We start from the raw sequence: 17,739 nt of genomic DNA on the forward strand, positions 1-17,739 counted from the left end.
ATGAAAAAATATATTTTTACATTATTAACAGCGGTAGCTTTTGCGCTTACTGGATGTGATGACGTCTTGGACCGTCCGCAATTGAACAATCCTCAAGATGATAACTTTTGGAGAAATGAAACCGATTTACGCTTGTTTGGCAATGGCTTTTATCCAAATTATTTTGTAGGTTATAATAGCGGTTGGGGAACAGCTTTTGCGCCATTGCGTGGTTATAATTTCTCAGATGATTTTGCTGTAACAGGCAAACAAACATCTTTTGAAAACACGGTTCCTTCTAGTCGGGGAAGTTCTAAAGAAGAAGTTGCCTGGATGGATGCTCAAAATGCAGGACCTACTTGGAATTTTGCTTGGGTACGTAAAGCTAATTTATACATTGACCGTATTGAAACTGTAGCTAAACCTAAAATAACAGAGGAGGTATATAAACATTGGATGGCAGTAGGGCGCTTTTTTCGCGGCTATGAGTATTGTCGCTTAGTGAGTGTTTTTGGTGCAGTACCTTATTACGATAAAGTGTTCTCTGAAACAGATGAGAAAGAGATGTTTAAAGATCGCTCTTCGCGTAAGGAAGTTATGGAAAAAGTCTATGCCGATTTTCAATATGTGATGAGCAATATGCGTTTGGATGATGGTGCACAAAACTTAAATAGATACATTGCGGCAGGATTTATTAGTCGCTTTATGTTGTTTGAAGGTACTTGGCAGAAATATCACAATGAAGATCCCACGTTGGCTAAGAAATATTTAGAAATGGCTCGAGATGCTGCTCAGTTGATTATTGATTCAAAAAAATGGGCTGTAAGCGGTGAGTTTAGAGGTCTTTTTGGTGCACAGGATTTGAAAGGGCATAAAGAGGTGCTAATGTATCGTCATTATGATGCTGCTTTGGGAGTTACTCATCATGTTGCTTCATACTCCAATGGTCAAGAAAGCCAGTCGCCAGCACCTAATCTTGCTTTGGCTAAATCGTTTTTATGTAATGATGGTAAACCGTATGCAAATTCAAGTGTCGACAATGCAACGGTACTTGATATTACAAATATGATTAAGACTCGTGACCCGCGATTTGAAGCTACATTTGAGTCAAGACCTAAAATAGAATCAGTAACGTTGCTTTATGCAACTAAGTTTATTGATCGTGTAGGTCCATCTTTGGCCGATCCGGGCAAAGTTGCCATTTATGGTAGTATGACTAATACGAATGATTATCCGGTAATGCGTTATTCTGAAGTTATATTGAACTGGATTGAAGCGAAAGCGGAGTTAGCCAAAAGTTATGGTGGAGTCGCAGTAACACAAGGAGATATAGATATTTCAATTAATGCCTTACGTGCCCGTCCATTGGATAAACCAGCTGTAGATAAAGGTGTACAACAAACGCGTCCAATGGTATTGGCCGATATTACAGATGCTTTTGCTCCTGATCGAGATAAAGACGTAGATCCTTTAATTTGGGAAATACGCCGCGAACGTCGAATGGAATTTGTTTTCGAATATTCTCGTATTCATGACTTAAAACGTTGGATGAAGTTAAGCTATATGGATAATAGCTTATATCCTGAAACTAAATTAGGTTTATGGGTTAATTTAAAGAAAGAGGTACCTAGCTATTTGAATCCGAACAAGGATGGTACTTATCCTAAAAGACAGGTTATGAAAGAAGATATGAAAACGATTATTACTTATGACGGGAAAAATGGAGATGCTTTGGTCGGCTTCTACGTACCTCTGAACGCTAGTAATAGGGATGGATTTACTGAACGATCGTATTGTGCACCAATAGGTAAAGCTCAAATAGATCAATATGCCGAAAAAGGTTATAAGTTGACTCAAACGACCCTTTGGTAGACTCTACAAAGGTATATAACAAAAAGAGGGGACGCAAATACATGCGTCCCCTCTTTTTGTTTGTATTATCGAGATCGATGTTATCCGATGTTCTTTTCTTTAATCAGATACTCTGCAATCTGTACGGCATTTAGTGCAGCACCTTTCTTGATCTGGTCGCTAACCGTCCAGAAAGTCAGACCGCAATCGTTCGTCAAGTCTTTACGGATACGACCTACATATACGGGGTCTTTTCCCGAAAGGAAGAGAGGCATTGGGTATTCTTTTTCTGCAGGATTGTCTTGCAATACCAGTCCTTCGCCATTGGCAAAAGCTTCGCGAGCGTCTTCGATAGAGATAGGACGCTCGGTTTCAATCCAGATACTTTCTGAGTGAGCGCGTAGAGCCGGTACACGAACGCAGGTAGCACTTACTTTGATATCAGAGTGCATGATTTTACGTGTCTCGTTGAACATCTTCATCTCTTCTTTGGTATAACCGTTCTCCGTAAACACATCTACCTGTGGAATCAGGTTGAAGGCTAATTGATAAGCAAACTTCTCTACGGTTACAGGTTCGCCTGCCAATACTTGGCGGTATTGTACATACAACTCATCCATTGCTGCTGCACCTGCACCGCTGGCTGCCTGATAAGTCGATACACGTACAGCCTTGATATGAGATAGGTTCTCAATAGCTTTCAGTGCTACAACCATCTGAATAGTCGTACAGTTGGGGTTGGCAATAACGCCACGAGGACGATCTTTAGCATCGGCTGCATTAACTTCGGGTACTACCAATGGCACATCGTTGTCCATACGAAAAGCACTCGAGTTATCAATCATTACCGCTCCATGCTTCGTAATGGTTTGTTCAAACTCTTTAGAAGTACCTGCTCCTGCCGAGGTGAAAGCGATGTCTACATCTTTAAAGTCATCATTGTGCTGCAGAAGTTTGACCTCAATCTGTTTACCACGAAAGGTATATTGGGTTCCGGCACTACGTTTAGAGCCGAATAAAACTAACTCGTCTAACGGGAAATTTCTTTCGTCGAGCACACGCAGGAATTCTTGTCCTACGGCTCCGCTTACGCCAACAATAGCTACTTTCATCTTTTTCTTTGTTTAATGGTGATTGTTTAGATTATAACTTTATCTTTGTGATTTGTATAATTGCCTGCAAAATTATAACAATTTGCAATATAATCTCTAATATTATGAAAAGAATTATTGGTATTACCTGTTTTTTGTCGTCGCTTTGTAGTTGTTCACCCGTTATAGACGATCTATCTGAAGAAATGGCGGATGACTTCACCTATAAGCTTGCATGGACGGGAGATACGGATAAGTTCACCATAAGCGAGCAAGAAGGGCTGCGCCTGAACGACAAAGAGAAGGTGGCAGGAAGTGCTTTTCTTGCTTCAGGCTCTTCGCGAGTCAGAGATACGAGATGGGAGTTTAGAACACACTTTTTCTTTCAGCCATCGGTCAATAATCACGCCCGGTTCTACTTGATTTCTTCTTCCGACAATCTTTCGGGACCACTTGATGGTTACTTCGTGCAGATAGGCGGCAAAGATTATAATGTGTCGCTTTATCGACAAACGGGGCTCAAATTGCAATTACTGGCTTCGGGCAGAGAGTTAATGAGAGGCAATAAATCGCCCGATCTAAAAATAAAAGTAGAATGTGATGCTAATGGTTACTGGACTTTTTGGACTTGTTTGAAAGAGGAATCGGCATACGTAATAGAACAACAGGTATGGGATAATCCTGTCGGATCGTCGGTTTGCATCGGTGTGTATTGCTTTTATACGTCAAGTCGTTACAATGGTTTTGTATTTAGTCACATCCGGGTAACGGAGGGAGTCGAAGTAGTTACAGAACCAAAGCCGGCCGATCCGGATTCCGAAGTATCTGAGGTGCTCGATGAACCGACTGCTACGCTGCTTTTTAATGAGATAATGTATCATAATGGAAAAGATGGGGCTGAGTATATTGAACTTTATAATCATTCGGAGGAATCTGTTTCGCTCGTTGGATTACAGGTGGAAAAGCTAAAGCTGGATGGCTCGGCCATTCTAAACGGAACGATGGAATTGACAGAAGGAACCTCGACGCCATCGGTCGTGGCTCCCGGGAGTTACATCTGTTTTACTCAATCGCCTAAAACAATCGTAAATAAACATCAAGTGGAACAAGTGAGAGTCGTTAGGTTGAGCAACTTCCTGCCATTAAGCGATAAGGGAGGGTATTTGATCTTGCGATCTAAAGAGGGTAAGCTGATTGATCGTTGCTATTTTGGCGATCAGGTACACTCGATTCCTGCATCAAAAGCCATTGGTATTGCTTTAGAAAAACGCTCTCCGCGGTTAGCTTCTGATAAGATAAGTAATTGGACTTCTTCCGGTCATGCTACCGGCGGAACTCCCGGTATAAAGAATTCGGTGGTGAAGATGAGATAGAAGCGGCGATTCTTTTGTGCACTCTAAATCTTTTTTGTTATTTTGCACAGAAATCATAAAAACAAAAGATATGCATTGGCCTGATTTTAATCTTGAATTCCCTATAACCGACCCTACTTGGATTTTTTTTCTTGTACTTGTCATTATTTTATTTGCCCCTATTTTGCTTAGTCGGCTGCGTATCCCGCATATTATTGGTATGATTCTGGCAGGTGTGATGATTGGCGAACATGGATTCAATATTTTAGTGCGCGATAGTAGCTTTGAGCTTTTCGGGAAGGTAGGACTTTATTACATTATGTTTCTGGCTGGCTTGGAGATGAATATGGAGGATTTTAAGTCGATTCGAACGAAAGCGATCGTACTTGGGCTTCTAGCTTTTATCATTCCGATCACTTTAGGCTTTTTCAGTAATGTGTTCATTTTGAAATATGGTTTTATAACCTCTGTTCTGCTGGCAAGTATGTATGCCTCTCATACGCTAATTTCTTACCCTATTGTAATTCGATATGGAATCTCTCGGCAGCGAAGCGTCAGTATTGCTGTGGGGGGAACGGCTGTGACCGATACCTTGACCCTCTTGGTACTGGCTGTGATCGGTGGTATGTTCAAAGAGGAATATTCCGACCTTTTTTGGGTATGGTTAGTTGTTAAAGTGATTTTTCTGAGTGTCTTGATTATCATATTCTTCCCGCGTATCGGACGATGGTTTTTTAGAAAGTATGACGATAATGTAGTACAGTTTATCTTTGTGCTCGCAATGGTTTTTCTTGGAGCCGGACTGATGGAAGTGGTTGGAATGGAAGGTATCCTAGGTGCTTTTCTGGCCGGTTTGGTCTTGAATAGGTTGATTCCTCATGTATCTCCATTGATGCATCATCTTGAATTTGTGGGCAACGCTTTATTCATCCCATATTTTTTGATTGGGGTAGGGATGTTAATCGATATCAGAATTTTGTTTGGACATGGTGCTGCCTTGAAAGTGGCCCTTGTGATGACGGTAATGGCAATGATCAGTAAGTGGATTGCTTGTTGGGCAACACAGAAAATCTATCGGATGGCTTCGTTGGAGCGGGAACTCATGTTCGGGCTAAGTAATGCACAGGCTGCAGCTACACTTGCTGCCGTTTTGGTGGGATATAATATTATCTTGCCGGATGGACAGCGTTTGCTGAACGAAGATGTGCTTAACGGTACGGTGGTGCTGATTCTGTTTACATGTATCATAAGCTCTTTTGTTACCGAGAGAGCAGCTCGTAAAATGGCTGTAAAGGAAGACTATGAAGGGATGAAAGCAGAACCTTTGGAAGAGGAAAACGTTCTTATACCGATGGCAAATCCCGAAACGATCGAATACTTGATGGGAATGGCTTTAGTCATGAAAGATCCGAAGAGGAAGGGTGGTTTTACCGCGCTGAATGTAATCAACGACAGCATGACATCGGTAGCAAGCCAAACGAAGGGTAGGCGCCAGCTGGAACATGCGGCCATGATTGCTGCATCGGCGGATGTGACGTTGAATACGGTGACCCGCTATGATTTAAATATTGCTTCCGGTATTATTCATACATTGAAAGAATGTAACTCATCGGAGGTGGTAATTGGCTTGCACCGTAAAGCGACATTGGTCGATTCGTTTCTGGGAAACATGACCGAAAGTCTGTTGAAAGGAATGCATCGGCAGGTGATGATTGTAAAATGCTTGATGCCGGTCAATACGTTAAGACGAATTATTGTAGCAGTGCCACCCAAAGCAGAATATGAAGTAGGCTTCTTTAAATGGCTCGAACGTATCTGTCGAATGGGAAGTCAGCTGGGATGTAGGGTACACTTTTTTGCTCATCCCGATACACAGCGCTATCTGGAGGAGTATATCAATAAGAAGCATAAGGGTGTGCGATCGGAGTTCTCTGAGCTGTCAAACTGGGACGAGTTGCTCTTATTGACCCGACAAGTGAATTACGACCATCTGTTGGTGATTGTAAGTGCGCGCCGCGGATATATCTCTTACGATCCGTCGTTTGAACGCTTACCGCAACAGATAGCTCGCTATTTCAACAACAATAGTCTGATTGTGCTTTTTCCCGATCAATATGGCGATCCGCAGGAAACGGTTTCTTTTTCTGATCCCACCCAGCATCATGAATCGCCACATTATGAGAGTGTAGGACAATGGTTTTATAAATGGTTTAAAAAGAAATGATGAATACAGATTGGAAACAGCGTACACAATTACTGCTGGGTGAAGAGAAGATGCAACGAATGGCTGCCGCTCATGTATTGGTGGTTGGCCTAGGCGGAGTGGGTGCCTATGCAGCCGAGATGATTTGTAGGGCTGGTGTAGGGAAAATGACCATTGTGGATGCCGATACGGTACAACCAAGTAATATTAACCGCCAATTAGCTGCACTTCAGACGACGATTGGTCAAGAGAAGGCTCAGGTGTTGGCCGAACGATATAAGCAGATTAACCCGGAACTGAAACTTACAGTATTGCCGGTTTATCTGAAAGATGATAATATCCCCGAGCTACTTGATGCAGCACATTATGATTTTATTGTCGATGCCATCGATACGATTAGCCCCAAATGTTATTTGATCTACCATGCCATGCAGCGACGAATTAAAATCGTATCGAGCATGGGTGCCGGTGCAAAGAGTGATATTACGCAGGTACGCTTTGCCGATATCTGGGATACTTACCATTGTGGATTAAGTAAGGCTGTACGCAAACGCTTGCAAAAAATGGGAGTGAAGCGAAAACTACCCGTAGTATTCAGTACCGAGCAGGCAGATCCTAAGGCGGTGTTGCTCACAGATGCTGAACGCAATAAGAAATCGACTTGTGGAACGGTGAGTTATATGCCTGCCGTGTTTGGATGTTTTTTGGCGGAATATGTTATTAAAAGACTGTAGTCATGATTAAGTTAGAAGGAATTACCAAGAGTTTCGGCTCTTTACAAGTGTTGAAAGGTATTGATTTGGAGATTGATAAAGGCGAGGTCATTAGTATTGTGGGGCCTAGTGGTGCCGGTAAAACGACCTTGCTACAGATTATGGGAACACTTGACGCACCGGATGAGGGTACTGTATTTATCGAACAAACGAATCTAAGCCGTATGAAAGAGAAAGAGCTCTCTGCCTTTCGCAACAAGCATATCGGTTTTGTGTTTCAGTTTCATCAGTTGTTGCCTGAGTTTACAGCAGTCGAGAATGTGATGATTCCTGCTTTTATTGCCGGTACATCTACCAAGGAGGCAACCGCTCGTGCCATGGAGATTCTGGAATTTATGGGACTGACAGACCGTGCTTCTCATAAGCCCAATGAACTATCGGGAGGAGAGAAGCAGCGCGTTGCTGTGGCGCGTGCGTTAATCAATCAGCCTACCGTTATTTTGGCCGACGAACCATCGGGCAGCCTTGATACGCACAATAAAGAAGAACTGCACCAATTGTTTTTTGATTTACGCAACCGCTTTGGGCAAACGTTTGTGATTGTTACCCATGATGAAGGGTTGGCACGAATTACCGATCGCACCATTTATATGATCGATGGCGAGATACGGAAAGAGTAAAGAGCCTTCAAAGAGCCTTCGCCTTGCGTTAGTCAAAACAAACGTAAGGCGTCATTTTTTCTAGATCATCGGCCGTAAACTCATCATAAAATTTTAGTTGCCGGAGGCTGGTTAGCCTGCCTTTCTTTTTTCGATGCTCTACGATGAGTTGTGCCTGATAAAAATTGAAATAGGGGTGGCGTTTCAGTGTTTCCACACTTGCTTTATTCAGATTCATCTGTCGGATTTCATTCACCTCTACTGTAAACCACGGGTGTAACTTATCTGCAGCTAAGCGAATTTCTTTTAGTTGATCAACCTCGTAAAAGCCACCCAACTGCTTTCGATATCCTACGATCATGCGGGCGATACCACTCCCGATACCCGGTATTCTTTGCAGCTCGGTGGTATCTGCCCGGTTGAGGCTGATTGTTGTTCCGGCCGGATACTTATAGTATAGCAAGGTGTCTTTGGGTGGGCTTTGGGTATATAGCCGTATGGTATCTTTCCTGCTTGGCAACTCTTTGATGGAGATATAGGGCAACAGCGTTGTATATTGTGCTTCAGTAAGCCCATATATTTTACGGAAGTCTTCGGGTTTGCGAAACTTTCCACCTTTATTCCGATAGCGAAGAATGTTCTTAGCCATCCACGGGGGAAGTCCTAAGTTTAAAAAGTCAACGGAGTCACTCGTGTTCGGATCGAAGGTATGTAGTACTACCGTACGCTTTTCAAATCGTTCGGCATAGGCTGTCCTGCGCTCTCGTTCTTGCTGCTGTATCGAGCTTTTAAACTCAGCATACTCCTTTTCAAATGTTTCGTCTTTGACAAGGGCTGCTTTGCGCGGTGGAATAAAGTATAGACCGATCCATACTGCCACAATCAGAACGATAAGGATGAATACTCCTTGTCGCTCTGATCGTGTGAAGTAGAAGAAGTCTTTCCACCTCATAATTTGAGTAGACCTAACTCGTGGATAAATATCAATGAAATGGCTACAGGCGCAATATATTTCAAGATAAAGATAATCAGTTTATAGGTTGGAACTTTGAGGGAACCATCGTTGGTAATCTCCTCCCAGGTAATCTTTTTATCGAGATACCACCCGATGAATATGGAGATGAACAAACCACCCAATGGAAGCATCAGTTTGGCTGTCACGAAATCAAATAAATCGAAAATATTCAATCCGAATAGCGTAGCCCCGTTGAGTACTCCCAAAGAGAGGGAGCAAAGTGTGCCTAACACAATACAGCCCGAAGTAACCATCCAGGCCGCTTTCTTTCGTGTCAATTTAAACTCTTCATGTAAATAGGCTGTTACGACTTCGTGCATGGAGATAGTCGAAGTAAGTGCAGCTACCGCTAGCAATACATAAAACAAAACGGAGAATATATAAGCTAATACAGGTGCTCCACTAAAGGCTTGCTGAAATACATTGGGTAAAGTGATGAATATCAGTCCGGGTCCTGCATCGGGTTTAATCCCCACCGAGAAAGCAGCAGGGAAAATAATAAAGCCTGCCAGAATCGCCACAAACGTATCGATAACTCCTACGCTTAATGCGGTTCGGGTAAGGTTGGTGTCTTTACTGAAGTATGAGGCATAGGTGCATAAACAGCCCAATCCCAAACTCAGCGAAAAGAATGCCTGTCCCATAGCACCCAGAAATACATTACCTGTCACCTTACTCCAATCCGGTTTCAATAGAAACTCGATACCTTTGCCGGCTCCCGGAAGAGTCACTGAGCACACAACCAATACCAGAATAAGAATGAACAGCATGGGCATCATGATTTTAGAGGATTTTTCAATTCCCTTTTCAACTCCTTGTATGATAATGAAGTGTGTAAGCAGCAGAAAAAGGATCAGCCAAATGACCGGACGCCAGGCATTTGTTGAGAACTCATCGAAGGATGCCACAAAATCGGCGGGCGTTTTTCCTGCAAAACTATTGGTTACTGCCTCTACTACGAATTCGAGTGTCCATCCGGCTACCACCGAATAATAGCAGAGGATAAGAAATCCGGCAAGCACCCCCATGCGTCCTATCCAACGCCAATGGGTGCCCGGAGCAAGTACTTGATAGGCTCCTGCTGTATTGGTTCGCGAACGGCGGCCGATAATAAATTCGGCTACCATAATTGGAAGCCCCAATAATATAACGCATCCCAGATATATGATAATGAAAGCAGCTCCACCATAATTCCCTGTTTCATAAGGAAATCTCCACACATTACCTAAACCAACTGCCGATCCTGCCGAAGCAAGAATAACACCTAGTTTTGATCCAAAATTTGCTCTGTCATTTTTTGTCATAATTCCTATTTATCTTACAATTTGATATTATTTAGATACTAAAACGCGCAAATATAGAAAATGTTTCTTATATTTGTGCTCTACCTGTAATTAATTCGTATATGCTATATTATATTAAGAAATATCCACTGTCGCTTATCATTATATTGGCTGTTGTTTATCTTTCCTTTTTTAAGCCGCCCTCTGTCGAACTGAGCACTATTCCGAATATAGATAAAGTTGTCCATGTAGCCATGTATTTCGGCATGTCTTTCATGTTGTGGATTGAGTTCTTGCGTACCCATCGAAGTGCAATGCCTATTTGGCATGCCTGGTTAGGGGCATTTGTTTGTCCCATATTATTTAGTGGATGCATTGAATTACTACAGGGGTATTGCACCTCCTATCGTGGTGGAGACTGGATGGACTTTGCAGCCAATGCACTAGGCGCAACGTTGGCTAGTATCATTGGCTATTGTGTCCTTCGTCCGCGCATGATTAAAAAAAGACGAACGGTATCTTATAAATAATCGACTACGGTATTTAATCTGATTCCATTGGAACCCTTAATTAGAATGGTACTATTCTGCGGCTTATGGGCTTGTAGTTCTTCTATCAGTTCCTGTGCATTGGCGTACGACCTGAAGTGATGTTGAATGGCAGCAAACTCTTCGCCCACCAACAGAATCTCTGCAAATGAATATCTCGTTAAGAAATCAATAATCTTTTTGTGCTCTGCTTCGCTCTCAACCCCTAACTCTCGCATATCGCCCAGTATGATTACTTTGTTGGGAGCATCCATGCTTCGAAAATTCTCCAATGCAGCCATCATGCTTGTTGGGTTTGCATTGTAAGCATCGATAATCAATGTATTATCGTTTGTCTTTTTCAGTTGCGAACGATTGTTTTGTGGCGTATATACGGCTAAAGCATCGTTTATTTGCTGCGGCTCCACACCAAAATAACTTCCTATGGTAACAGCAGCCAATGCGTTGGCAAAGTTGTATTCGCCAATAAGCTGTGTTTCTACTGTATAGCAATCGCTCTCTTTACCGGCTCTCCATTCGAATGCCAGATAAGGAGAGTTTCCGGTCACCCGTCCGCTGATATACAGCGACTCATCCTTGCCATAAAAGATCGGCGATAAGGTACGCGTTTGTATCATCTCCATCAGGTAAGGATTATCGTGATGAACGAAAACGGTTGCGTCTTCCTTGGTGCATAAATAGTCATATAGTTCGCCTTTCGTTCTCATAACTCCTTCGAGCGACCCGAACCCTTCGAGGTGTGCCTTACCGATGTTGGTAATGAGACCATAATCCGGTTCGGCTATTTCTGCCAGTTGCTTAATCTCTCCGGGATGATTGGCTCCCATTTCGATGACTGCCAATGTGTGTTCCGGTTTCAATCGAAGCAAGGTAAGAGGTACTCCGATATGATTATTAAGATTGCCTAGTGTATAAAGTACATTGTGCGCTTGCGACAGTACGGTCGAAATAAGTTCTTTGGTCGTTGTCTTTCCATTGGTGCCCGTAATACCAATCACCCGGGTACCCAGTTGGCGACGGTGATAATTAGCCAGTTGTTGAAGTGTTTGTAAACAATCGGATACTAAAATAAAACGTTCATCGCCTGATACTGCATATTCGGATTCGTCGATTATAGCGTAGGCACAGCCATCTTGTAGGGCTTGTGCTGCAAAAGCATTGCCATTGAATGACTCACCCTTAAGGGCTATGAATAAAGAATCTTCAGGACAATTACGACTGTCGGTAGTTACGACCGAGCAATCCAGGAATAGCTGGTATAATGCAGAAAGTATCATATATTATTTCTAAATTAAGATGCAACAAAGATAAAGCATAATACCGAGAAATGTGCTGACTCAGATGTAGATATTATGCAAATATTCGTTTAATTCTAAAATAAAGTATAGATAGTTCTTGTTTTTATTTACATTTGCAGTAATCAAACCGGAAAATGAAAAGAATGAAACAGACTTCTTCTACTTACCTGAATGTGAACGGACAGCTGATAGATTTAGCTGTTCCCCAAGTAATGGGTATACTCAATGTAACACCCGACTCTTTCTATGCCGATAGTAGAAAACAAGTCGAAGCGGATATTGCCGCACGTGCCAAACAAATTCTCGATGAGGGAGCTTCTATTATTGATATTGGTGCTTACTCGTCGCGTCCCAATGCCGAACATATTTCTGCCGAAGAGGAAATGAGCCGCTTGCGTAACGGATTGGAAATTATACGGAAGAACCACCCCGATGCCATTATATCAGTTGATACCTTTCGTGCCGACGTAGCCGAGTGTTGTGTTAAAGATTACGGAGTGGCCATCATCAACGATATTGCAGCCGGAGAAATGGATCAACGGATGTTCGAGACGGTAGCCCGGCTGGGTGTTCCTTATATTATGATGCACATGAAAGGTACACCGCAGAATATGCAAGCGAAACCACAGTATGAGAACTTTCTAAAAGAGGTATTTCTCTATTTTGCACGCAAAGTACAGCAGTTACGTGATTTGGGTGCCAAAGATATCATTCTTGATCCGGGCTTTGGCTTTGGTAAGACACTGGAGCATAATTATGAACTCATGGCCCATCTGGAAGAGTTTGCTATATTCGAGTTGCCTTTATTAGTGGGTGTATCGCGAAAGTCAATGATCTATCGTTTGCTGGGCGGAACTCCGCAGGAGGCACTGAATGGAACAACAGTGCTCGATACGGTGGCCTTACTCAAAGGTGCCGATATCTTGCGTGTACACGATGTGCGCGAGGCGGTAGAGGCTGTACAGATTACAGAGAAACTTAAATCGCAATGGAAGCTGTAAGCTTTCCATTGTTCATTGTAAATCGTTAAAACGTTACCGAATTGTGTTTTTTGAATTTGGAATAAAAGATTTTATTGATATCCTGCTGGTCGCCTTTTTGCTTTACTATACGTACAAGCTCATGAAGGCTTCCGGTTCTATCAATGTGTTCACCGGAATTCTGGTGTTCATCCTCATTTGGTTAGTCGTGTCTCAGGTGCTCGAGATGAAGCTGTTGGGCTCTATCTTTGATAAGCTGGTCAGTGTGGGTGTCTTGGCACTTATTGTGCTTTTTCAGGATGAGATACGTCGCTTTCTCCTGACCTTGGGTACGCATCAGCATGCCAGTTCCTTGATACGTTTACTTACCGGCAATAAAAAAGAGAAGTTAGAACGAGACGGTATTATGCCTATTGTGATGGCTTGCATCAGCATGAGTAAGCAGAAAGTAGGTGCTTTGATAGTGATCGAGCACAATGTGCCGCTCGATGATCTGGTTCGTACCGGCGAGGTCATTAATGCCAATGTAAATCAACGATTGATCGAGAATATTTTCTTTAAGAATAGCCCGTTGCACGACGGTGCTATGATTATCAGCAAGCAGCGAATAAAAGCGGCCGGCTGTATTCTGCCCGTCTCTCACGACTTAAGCATCCCTAAAGAGCTGGGTCTTCGCCACCGGGCTGCTATGGGAGTTTCGCAGGAATCGGATGCACTTGCCATCATCGTTTCCGAGGAAACCGGTGCGATATCCGTTGCCTATCGGGGGCAGTTTCACCTTCGCTTGAGTGGCGAAGAGTTGGAAAGCTTGCTCACGATGGAGCACTGACAATAGTTGAAAAACGATTCACAGTTCACAACTCATAATTTAATTAACATGGATAGACGAAATTTTTTAAGAACAGGAAGTATGGCATTGCTTGGCTCGCTGGCGGTTGGTTCGGCTCTGGGCACTCCGTCATCAGTTAGAGGCTCTACTCTTTCATCTGCTATGAACCACTTCGGGGTGAGCGAGGAAGATATGCGTAAGGTATTGGCTGCTGCTTTAGAAAAAGGAGGCGACTATGCCGATTTGTTTTTTGAACATACGTTTACGAACGCTATCTCTTTGCAGGATGGCGCAGTGAATCGTTGTAACTCTTACATTGACTTTGGTATGGGTGTGCGTGTACTTGCCGGCGATCAGAGCGGGTATGCTTATGTGGAGAACGTAACGCTCGAAGATATGCTTAAAGTAGCTCGTACGGCAGCTCGTATTGCAGCTTCCAATCGGGCAGGTAAGCCTGTTGCTCTGAAAGAAAAACCGTTGAAGAAGAATTACTACGCCATCGCTTCATCTTGGGAAGAGGTGAGTCTGAAAGAGAAGATGCCCTATTTGCAAAAGCTCAACGATAAGATGTTTGCACTAGACAAACGGGTGCATAAAGTTAACGCTTCGCTTAGCGATGCTACCTCTCATATCCTGTTCTGTAATTCAGAGGGAGTGATGTACTATGACTATCGCCCCATGGTTACTTTGAGTGCGATGTGTATCATGGAGCAGAACGGACAGATTGAGAACAGCTACTCTGCTCGTTCTTATCGCAAAGGATTCGAGTTTCTGACCGACGAGGTTGTGGATACCATTGCTCGTGAGGCAGTCGATAAAACAGCCATTCTTTTTCAGGCAATCAAACCCAAAGGGGGAGAGATGCCTGTTGTAATGGGAGCAGGAGGATCGGGCATTCTACTGCACGAAGCGATTGGTCATGCTTTTGAGGCCGACTTTAATCGGAAAAACACGTCTATCTTCTCCGATCAGTTACATAAGAAAATATGCAATGAGCACATTAGTGTGATAGACGATGGTACGATTCCATTCAATCGTGGTTCGATTAACTTTGACGATGAAGGAGTAGAAGGACAGAAAACCTACCTCGTAACCAATGGGGTGCTGACCAGTTATCTGCACGACCGTATCAGTGCAAAACATTATGGCATTGCACCGACCGGCAACGGACGTCGTGAATCTTTCCGCAACCTGCCCATTCCTCGTATGCGTGCCACCTATATGGAGCCCGGAAACATGACGGAAGCCGATATTATTGCCTCAGTTAAAAAGGGAATCTTTGTAGATCAGTTTACCAACGGGCAGGTTCAGATTGGAGCAGGCGACTTTACTTTCTTTGTCAAGTCGGGCTACCTGATTGAGGATGGCAAGCTTACTCAACCCATTAAAGATGTCAATATCATAGGCAATGGACCGAAGGCACTGGCCGATATTACCATGGTAGCCGGCAATGATAAGATTGATAATGGCAGTTGGACCTGTGGCAAGGACGGACAATCTTGTCCGGTAACCTGCGGCATGCCTTCTGCTTTAGTAAGCAAACTCACCGTTGGTGGTGAAAGTTGATTTTAACTATTAATGCATAATACTGAATAATCATGATATCAGATAGCAATAAGAAATTGGCACAATGGGCCATGGATTATGCCCTTCAGAACGGTTGCCAGCAAGCCAAGGTCGATTTGTCTTCGGGCTCTAACAGCTCGTTCGAATTGAGAGATGCTAAAATGGATCGCTTGCAACAGGCCTCCGAGAATCAGCTCACCTTGTCGGTGTATGTAGACGGGCGTTATGGAATGTACTCTACCAATAGGTTGGATAAAAAAGAACTGGAATCTTTTATTAAGAACGGAATTGATGCCACTCGCTATCTTGCGAAGGACGAGGCAAGAATGCTTCCCGATGCATCCCGTTATTATCAAGGTGGAAAGCCCGACCTGCAATTGACTGATGCGAAGCTTTCATCGCTCAATCCCGATGATAAAGTCTTATTGGCAAAGACGGTAGCCGAAGAGGTTTTAGGCAAGAATGAGCGAATAATTTCTGTCGATTCCTCGTATAGTGACGGCGAAAGCTCTTCTTACAAACTGGCAAGCAACGGCTTTGAAGGCGAATCAAACAGAACCTGGTTCTCACTATCGGCGGGTGTTTCCATCAAAGGAGAAGGCGAAGCACGACCATCCGATGGATGGTATGAGTCGGCTATTTACTACGATAAGCTAATCAAATCGGATATAGGCAAAACGGCTTTGGAGCGCACATTGCGCAAGTTGGGGCAGAAGAAGGTTAAGTCGGGCAAGTACACGATGGTTGTCGATTCGCTTAACTCAAGTCAACTGCTCAGACCGGTTTTGAGTGCTTTATATGGTTCTGCTTTGCAGCAGAAGAACTCGTTCTTAATCAATAAATTAGAAACGAAAATAGGTAGCGATGTTTTGAACCTGACAGACGAACCGCATCTGGTTCAAGCCTCGGGTGCTCGCTACTTCGATAACGAAGGAGTAGCCACCAAACAAGGTCCTGTATTTGAAAACGGTGTACTCAAAACCTATTTTATCGATACCTATACCGGCAATAAAATGAAAGTGGCGCCCACCATCAGTTCGCCCTCTCTATTGGTCATGAAGCCCGGAGGCAAAAGTCTGGATCAACTCATTGCCGGAGTAGATAAGGGTATCTTGGTGACAGCCTACAATGGTGGTAACTGCAACAGCACAACCGGTGATTTCTCTTACGGCATCGAAGGTTTTCTGATTGAAAAAGGAAAGTTGACACAGCCCATTTCAGAGATGAACGTAACGGGCAATATGATTACTTTGTGGGCTTCATTGGCCGAGATTGGCAATGATGCACGGCTCACTTCGTCTTGGCGTATCCCGTCGCTGGTCTTTGATCAAGTAGATTTCAGCGGCTTATAAGTCACTTAGTCCAACATTAAACTCATATACGGTTGAAGCGGAGCGAGTATCCTTTCGGATAGCTCTCCGATATTCAGCCGTATATGCGTTTCGGGTATCCGCTCTTCGCTATACATGCACTTGCCGTTGCATACATAATAGTAGCCGTTATTGGCCGATAGTTGCTCATCAACCAGTTCAATGCTCATTTCCTGTTCGGGATAAGCAGCGGCATAGAGTTGCAATACCGATTTGGCATCGATGATACGCGCCATACCCGACCGATGAGCCTCGTCTGCCGGAGTAGGAGGCAGGGTCAGCTTGATTTGATCTTGCCCGCTTATTTGCCCTATCTGATGCAGCAGTTCGTTGGATATCTCTTCGCTCTCGGTTAGTAGTTCCTTCACGTACACAGACTGCTCCCACTTATAGCCGACGGCTATACCAACGATAGCACCCTCTTGTTTAGCCACATAGACACTGTCTTGTGTGCGCGCCAAGTCGGCAAGTATAACTCTGAAGTCGGTTTCGGTATGCTGTATACAGCAAGAACGCTCCTCCATCTTCTTATTCAGATACTGATAGATCTCTTCTTCATACTGATTCGTATGACTTACCTGAACCGATGCGGTAGTGGGTAGCTTCTGTGCCGACAGCTCTTTTTGTGCATAATGAAATACGGCGGCATACCCTGCATGTGCATAATAATCGTATAGCCAGGATTCTGCCGGAATAAGCGTGCTGATGAGGCTTTTCGTTTGTATCATACGCCCGAATGCCTGAGACAGCAGTTCGCGCATCACCCCTTTGTTGCGATAGTCGGGGTGTGTACAGGCTCCCGATATGTAAGCGGTTTGAATTAGCTTTCCGCAGAAAGTCATCGGGTAGGGCAGTAACTGAAGTGCAGCAATGACGTCTTTGCCACTTTCGAGCGCAATGTTCACTTCATTGTTGTAGCGTAAGTCGAAATATAAATCAACAAAATCGGCACTGTCGGTAAAGCATTGCTTCCACAAGGCTTTGATTGCTTTTTTCTTCATG

General features: G+C 43.7%; 15 protein-coding genes. 10 read left to right on the plus strand and 5 right to left on the minus strand.

Going from position 1 to position 17,739, the window contains the following annotated elements:
* The gene (locus TY03_RS12825; protein WP_042370653.1) at positions 1 to 1,851 is read left to right on the plus strand and encodes a RagB/SusD family nutrient uptake outer membrane protein; all 1,851 of its coding nucleotides are present in this window, start codon (positions 1 to 3) and stop codon (positions 1,849 to 1,851) included.
* Between the two features lie 80 nt (positions 1,852 to 1,931).
* On the opposite strand, the gene TY03_RS12830 is transcribed toward TY03_RS12825, so the two are convergent.
* Entirely contained in the window at positions 1,932 to 2,942 is a 1,011-nt protein-coding gene (locus tag TY03_RS12830; protein WP_042370656.1) for an aspartate-semialdehyde dehydrogenase, read from the minus strand.
* A gap of 104 nt (positions 2,943 to 3,046) precedes the next feature.
* On the opposite strand from TY03_RS12830, the gene TY03_RS12835 reads away from it, so the two are divergent.
* From TY03_RS12835 to TY03_RS12850, 4 genes are all read left to right on the plus strand, one after another.
* Positions 3,047 to 4,294, plus strand: coding sequence for a lamin tail domain-containing protein (locus tag TY03_RS12835; protein ID WP_042370658.1), 1,248 nt, complete (start codon positions 3,047 to 3,049; stop codon positions 4,292 to 4,294).
* Positions 4,295 to 4,364: 70 nt separating this feature from the next.
* Positions 4,365 to 6,497, plus strand: coding sequence for a cation:proton antiporter (locus TY03_RS12840; protein WP_042370659.1), 2,133 nt, complete (start codon positions 4,365 to 4,367; stop codon positions 6,495 to 6,497).
* Positions 6,494 to 7,210 carry a tRNA threonylcarbamoyladenosine dehydratase gene (locus tag TY03_RS12845; RefSeq protein WP_042370661.1) on the plus strand — a complete coding sequence of 239 codons (717 nt, stop codon included), beginning with the start codon at positions 6,494 to 6,496 and terminating at the stop codon, positions 7,208 to 7,210. Before TY03_RS12840 ends, TY03_RS12845 begins: the two co-directional genes overlap by 4 nt.
* Positions 7,211 to 7,212: 2 nt before the next feature.
* A complete protein-coding gene (locus tag TY03_RS12850; protein WP_042370663.1) occupies positions 7,213 to 7,869 on the plus strand; it encodes an ABC transporter ATP-binding protein in 657 nt (218 codons plus the stop codon).
* A gap of 28 nt (positions 7,870 to 7,897) precedes the next feature.
* On the opposite strand, the gene TY03_RS12855 is transcribed toward TY03_RS12850, so the two are convergent.
* Entirely contained in the window at positions 7,898 to 8,800 is a 903-nt protein-coding gene (locus tag TY03_RS12855; protein ID WP_042370665.1) for a helix-hairpin-helix domain-containing protein, read from the minus strand.
* Positions 8,797 to 10,167 (minus strand): sodium-dependent transporter, encoded by a 1,371-nt coding sequence (locus tag TY03_RS12860; RefSeq protein ID WP_042370667.1) that lies wholly within the window; start codon positions 10,165 to 10,167, stop codon positions 8,797 to 8,799. Before TY03_RS12860 ends, TY03_RS12855 begins: the two co-directional genes overlap by 4 nt.
* Before the next feature lie 101 nt (positions 10,168 to 10,268).
* Between TY03_RS12860 and TY03_RS12865 the strand changes: the two genes are divergently transcribed.
* Complete coding sequence (locus TY03_RS12865; RefSeq protein WP_042370668.1) at positions 10,269 to 10,676, plus strand: VanZ family protein; 408 nt, start codon at positions 10,269 to 10,271, stop codon at positions 10,674 to 10,676.
* Here the strand turns inward: TY03_RS12865 and TY03_RS12870 are convergent.
* Positions 10,667 to 11,971, minus strand: coding sequence for a UDP-N-acetylmuramoyl-tripeptide--D-alanyl-D-alanine ligase (locus tag TY03_RS12870; RefSeq protein ID WP_042370669.1), 1,305 nt, complete (start codon positions 11,969 to 11,971; stop codon positions 10,667 to 10,669). The genes TY03_RS12865 and TY03_RS12870 overlap by 10 nt on opposite strands.
* 164 nt (positions 11,972 to 12,135) lie before the next feature.
* Here TY03_RS12870 and folP point away from each other — a divergent pair, with 164 nt between their 5' ends.
* Genes folP through TY03_RS12890 form a run of 4 tightly spaced genes read left to right on the plus strand, consistent with a single transcriptional unit; the run spans position 12,136 to position 16,719 of the window.
* Complete coding sequence (gene folP / locus TY03_RS12875; RefSeq protein ID WP_042370671.1) at positions 12,136 to 12,993, plus strand: dihydropteroate synthase; 858 nt, start codon at positions 12,136 to 12,138, stop codon at positions 12,991 to 12,993.
* 43 nt (positions 12,994 to 13,036) lie between these two features.
* A complete protein-coding gene (gene cdaA, locus TY03_RS12880) occupies positions 13,037 to 13,801 on the plus strand; it encodes a diadenylate cyclase CdaA (RefSeq protein WP_042370672.1) in 765 nt (254 codons plus the stop codon).
* A 48-nt stretch (positions 13,802 to 13,849) separates the two neighbouring features.
* Positions 13,850 to 15,367 carry a TldD/PmbA family protein gene (locus TY03_RS12885; protein WP_042370676.1) on the plus strand — a complete coding sequence of 506 codons (1,518 nt, stop codon included), beginning with the start codon at positions 13,850 to 13,852 and terminating at the stop codon, positions 15,365 to 15,367.
* 32 nt (positions 15,368 to 15,399) lie between these two features.
* Positions 15,400 to 16,719 carry a TldD/PmbA family protein gene (locus TY03_RS12890; RefSeq protein WP_042370678.1) on the plus strand — a complete coding sequence of 440 codons (1,320 nt, stop codon included), beginning with the start codon at positions 15,400 to 15,402 and terminating at the stop codon, positions 16,717 to 16,719.
* Between the two features lie 5 nt (positions 16,720 to 16,724).
* On the opposite strand, the gene TY03_RS12895 is transcribed toward TY03_RS12890, so the two are convergent.
* Positions 16,725 to 17,738: a GNAT family N-acetyltransferase gene (locus TY03_RS12895; protein WP_042370679.1), complete on the minus strand. Its 1,014-nt coding sequence runs from the start codon at positions 17,736 to 17,738 to the stop codon at positions 16,725 to 16,727.
* Between the last annotated feature and the right edge of the window lies 1 nt (position 17,739).

Source organism: Bacteroides neonati (assembly GCF_000499785.1).
GTDB lineage: Bacteria > Bacteroidota > Bacteroidia > Bacteroidales > Bacteroidaceae > Bacteroides > Bacteroides neonati.